This window comes from uncultured Chryseobacterium sp. (assembly GCF_913776365.1).
Taxonomy (GTDB): Bacteria; Bacteroidota; Bacteroidia; order Flavobacteriales; family Weeksellaceae; genus Chryseobacterium.
The window spans coordinates 1-4,977 of the sequence record NZ_CAJYMO010000298.1 but is presented as its reverse complement, the minus strand read 5'-3'; the positions used below and the strand labels follow the sequence as shown (position 1 = coordinate 4,977).

Below are 4,977 nucleotides of genomic sequence, written 5' to 3'. Positions count from 1 at the left end.
CTTCGGGAACATTGGAAAGGGCGAATTCATAAATCTTTCTTCCGTCCATCTTGATGTATTTCGTATCCGGACAGCTTTCGTTATTATAGGATTTTCCGAAATAGAGATAATCTTTTTCAGTAAATGTAAAAGAAGCGGAGAGATGGGATTTGATTCCCGAATGATCATCTGCACTGGCTTCCAATACTACTGCACCGGCACCGTCAGCATAAATCATACTGTCCCGGTCATGGACGTCCGATACCCTCGAAAGCGTTTCCGCACCGATGACCAGGCATTTTTTTGCCATCCCGGACCTGATGAAGGCATGCCCCTGTATTACCCCTTCAATCCATCCCGGACATCCGAAAAGGACGTCATAAGCCACACAGAAGTTATTCCGGATTTTCAGCAGGTGCTTTACTCGGGACGCGAGGCTGGGAACGGCATCAGACTGTACGGTACCGTAGCGGACATCCCCGAAATTGTGGGCGAAAATAATATAGTCCAGGGTCTCCGGATCTATTCCGGAATCTTCCAGTGCCGCTTGTGCGGCGATAAGGCCAAGGTCGGAAGTAACCTGACCGGAACCTGCATATCTGCGTTCCTCAATTCCGGTAATTTTCTGCAGTTTGCTGGTGATAGAAGCATTGTCATCCTTAAGTACAGCACCCTGTTCATTCATGAAGGTGTGTTTGTCAAAAAATAAGTTGGTAATGGTTTCTGAAGGGATGTATTTTCCTACACCGGTGATTTTGCTTGTCATGTACAGATAAGATGCTAATCCTTGATAACGGGAGATAACGGAGTGGCGGTATGATCATACCTCCGGCAGCTTTTCCTTCTGAATGGAAATTGCCGCAGATTATTGTAAATAGACACTGCCTGTAAATACCAAATATCAAGGGATTTGTGTTTTATAATTCAAATTTTCCGGATAAAGGTAAGCCATTAAAAACGAAAATCATCATAAATACGGAATATGATTTAAATTTAACATAATTAACAATTATTATTACAGAAATTATTAAAACAACCTGCTTATTTTTCCGTTTTTAATATTTTAAGAAGTTCAGTCTGCCGTAAAACTTCATTTTTGCTGCTGATCAGGTTGTACTTAGCCTGGAGCCAGTTGTTTCTTACAATAAAAAAGGTATAGGCATCCATCAGTCCTTCCTTATATTTTTCTTCGGATTTACCGAATGAAAGCTGCTGGTTTTCAAAATTGCCTTGCAGCAGGCGGTATTTTTCCCGTGCATTCAGAAATTCTGCCCGGATCGAATTGATGCTTTTTATTAAATCATTGCTGATGATATCCCTCTCATAGCAGGTATTGATCACATTCAGTTTAGCGATTTCCACATTGTTTTTTATCTGTAATCTGTTGAACACCGGAATATTCAGGCTGAGTGTCACCTGCTGGTTTTTATTATTGCCGATCTGATCCCGGAAAGGAGCGGCATCCTGGCCCAGAATCCTGTTGTAGAAGCTGGACCAGGTATATGAGCCGTTCAGGGTTGGAAGATAGGCAGATCCTGCCAGGGCCGTGTTTTTCTGCTGGGCCTCTATTTCTTTTGTGATACTCCGGTAGGCCGGGTTTTTTTCCAGCAGTTCGCGGACAAACAGATCACTGTTAAAATCCGGTTCTTCCAGCGGTTCTTCCGCTATAGTGAAGTCCAGGGTATCTCTTGTAATGGCCAGGGCGTTCAGGAGATTGATTTTTGAAAGGTCGCGGAGGTTTTTGGCGGAAACCCATTGTTCCTGCATGGTGCCCAGGTTGGCCCTGATGTCATATACATCGCTTTTCGGCCGGTTCCCGATCTCCACTTCTTTTTCAGTACGGGCAATCTGTTCCTCAATTCCGGAGATCTGACTTTGCAGGACTTCCAGCCAGCTTCTGCTGTTCTGGTAGGTGAAAAATGTCTGGATGACATTCATGCTCACTTCATTCTGTGCTTTCTTCATCCTGTAGACTGAAGTTTCCTTATTGATCCGGGAAAGGGAAATACTAAGATAATTTCTCCAGTTGATCAGTTCCCAGCTGGCCTGCGCATACAATTGGCTGTATTGGGTGTTAACGACCTCCCTTTGGTTATTGTCCTGATTGATGGAAGACCCGAACCCGTAATGATGACTGATTCCCATATCGGCAGAAGGCAGCAGCATCCCCCTTGCAGCATCCGCCCGTCTTTCGTTTTTACGGATTTCTATGGCAGACTGTTTTACCAGGGGATGATGCATGGCAGCATAGTCCAGGCATTGGGCAAGGTTCCAGCTCTGCTGGGCCGGAAAAAGATTCATGACGAGCAGGAATAATAGTTTTTTCATGAGTGTATATTCAATTTAAACAAGGCAGTAAAGAAGAGCTTCCCTTATCATTCATATTTCAGATACCTGATAAGGCTGATTTTTGTTGCCCTGTAGGCTTTGATGCTTACCACTGCAAAAGTCAGCAACAGTAACAGCAGGAGGCTCAGCAGGTAAGGCCATACGGGCATTTCGATCCTGTAGGCAAAATCTTTCAGCCATTCGTTCATTGCATAATATCCCAGGGGCATGCTGATGAGGACGGCAAGGGCACAGATCAGAAGAAACCTCCGGGTAAGATCCCAGACAATGGTTCTTTCGTTGGCGCCCAGCGTTTTTTTGATGGCTACCGCTTTCAGTTTCTGTACCACCAGTAAAGAAGATAAAGCAAACAGCCCCAATAATGCGATCACCAGGACGATGATGTTGAGTGAAGTGAAAAGCATCTGCTGTTTCCGGAATTTTTCAAAGGTTTCGCCGAACTGCTTATCGATGAACTGATATTCATAGGGATAACCGGGTTCTGCTTTGGTAGACCAGAATTTCCTGATGCGCTCCAGGGTACCGCTGATATCGCTCTCCGACAGCTTTATCTGTACATTATTCATGTTGTTCTGTGTCCAGTTCCTGTTATAATTGAAGAAAACAACGGGCTGGACAGGCTTGTCGACACCGCCGTAGTAAAAGTCCCTGACCACACCCAGGATCCTGTACTTTTTCTTGCCGTCCCAGCCGGTAACGAATTCTTTCCCTAAAATGTTTTGAGGCCGGTAGCCCATTTTTGCGGCAAACGTTTCGTTGACTACAGCCCCGTTGATGGTATCCGAAGCTTTTTTCCAATCCAGATTCCTTCCGGAGATGAATCTGACGTGATAGAAGGAAAGGTAGTTTTCATCAACAGCTCCCAGCATGGCTTCAGTTGACCGGGTAGTATCAAGCGCATTTTTTACGACAGAAGAGTTGGATGCCCCTCGTCCTATGGAATTGATGGATCCGGTAACGTCTGCCACACCCGGTATTTTTTTCAATTCGTTTTTCAGCCGTCCGTATTTGACGGCATTGAAATTGTTTTCCCAGTTGGCTTTTTTGAAATCAACCTGGATGACCTGTTTTCCCCTGAAGCCAAGGTCCTTGTTCATCATGTAGCGTACCTGTGTATGGATGATCAGTGAGCAGATGATGAAAAATGAGGAGATGACGAGCTGCAAAGTCAGGATGGAATTTCTTAACAGGGCTCCGTTTTTGCTCCGGGCAAAATTGCCTTTCAGGGTGTTGACGGGCCTGAAACTGGCGAGATAAACGGCAGGAAAAAGCCCTGCAACGATGGCAAAAAGAATCAGCAGCCCTCCTGAATAGAGGAAAATCCGGGGATCATTCAGTTTCATTTCTTTATCCAGGAAACGGTTGTAAAAAGGGAGCGCGAGTTCAATCATAGTCAAAGCGATGAGGTACGCCGCCAGGCAGATCATGAAGGTCTCCAGCAGAAACTGCAGGACCAGTGCGGAGTTCGTGCTGCCGGCAGCTTTCCGTATCCCGACTTCTTTGGCCCGCTGGGAAGCCTGTGCTGTCTTCAGGTTGATGAGATTGATGCCGGATAACAGCAAAATCAGGACAGATAAACCCAGCAAAATCAGGATGGATTTTTTATCTCCTTTACGGATTCCGTCACTTCTGGCGTCCAGCTTCATCTGGCTTACCGGAGTAAGGTAAACGCGGGACGCATTTTTTTCATCAATTTTACCGCCCCATTTTATGGCAGCCCTTTTTTCCTGTTCGTTCATAAGCCGGGTAAGTTTCTGTTCCAGAACCTTGGGGTCCGTGCCGGGCTTTAGTTTGAAGAAACCGTAGTAGCTGTAGCTGGTCCACTGGTTTTTGCTGTCTTCAAGGTAAGGATGCCTGAAAAGGAAGTCGGGGCTGAAGACGGTATGGTTTTCCGGAGCACGGTAAATGGCCGTTACGACATATTCCTTCTCATCAGAATCATTCCTTACGGTTTTTCCGATGGCAGCGGCATAATCATCCCCGAACAGCTGCCGGGCAGTCTTCTCCGAAAGGGCAATTCCACCATTAGTGTCCAACGCATTCCGGAAATTGCCGGCTCTGTTTTCAAAGGGGAAAATGTTGAAAAAAGAACCTTCGGCAGCGGCTGAAAAAGCATAGACGGTCCGGCTGCCGTTACTCAGTTTTTTCCTTCCCCAATCATTGTAGATGGTTACCTCCCTGATTTCAGGAAACTTCTCTTTGGAAACAAAGAGTTCCGGATAGCTCGAAACGGCCTGCATTCCGAAAGAAGGACTGCTGTTTTCTACAAAATAAATATCCTCTTTTTCCGGGATCCACTGTTCATACGATCTTTCATCCTGCCAGTGGATAAAAATCAGCAGGAACACGCTTAATCCGGTGCTTAATCCCAGAATATTGATCAGCGTGGACAGCCAGTTTTTTTTATAGTTGATGAACGCTATTTTGAGCCAGTTGTATAACATAGTTTTGATTTTCAGGTTAAAAAATAGGTGTTTACAATAAGTCTTCAGGATCGGTGATCAGAAAGGGGCCGGGATCTATTCATATTTCAGGTATTTCACCAGATCTACTTTCGTGGCCTGCCGGGCTTTGATGCTGACTACGGTAAATGTCAGGACCAGCAGGGAAGTAAGGCTTACCAGAAACGGGAAAACCGACATATCAATC

3 protein-coding genes are annotated in these 4,977 nt (G+C 45.5%); all 3 read right to left on the bottom strand.

Annotation, left to right across the window (positions count from 1 at the left end):
• Nucleotides 1-745: ketoacyl-ACP synthase III (locus QZ735_RS15535; RefSeq protein WP_294250208.1), on the bottom strand; the 745-nt coding region annotated here is incomplete at its 3' end.
• 275 nt (nt 746-1,020) lie between these two features.
• Nucleotides 1,021-2,307, bottom strand: a complete 1,287-nt coding sequence (locus tag QZ735_RS15530) for a TolC family protein (protein WP_294250205.1) — start codon at nt 2,305-2,307, stop codon at nt 1,021-1,023.
• A gap of 47 nt (nt 2,308-2,354) precedes the next feature.
• Complete coding sequence (locus tag QZ735_RS15525) at nt 2,355-4,772, bottom strand: ABC transporter permease (protein ID WP_294250202.1); 2,418 nt, start codon at nt 4,770-4,772, stop codon at nt 2,355-2,357.
• Between the last annotated feature and the right edge of the window lie 205 nt (nt 4,773-4,977).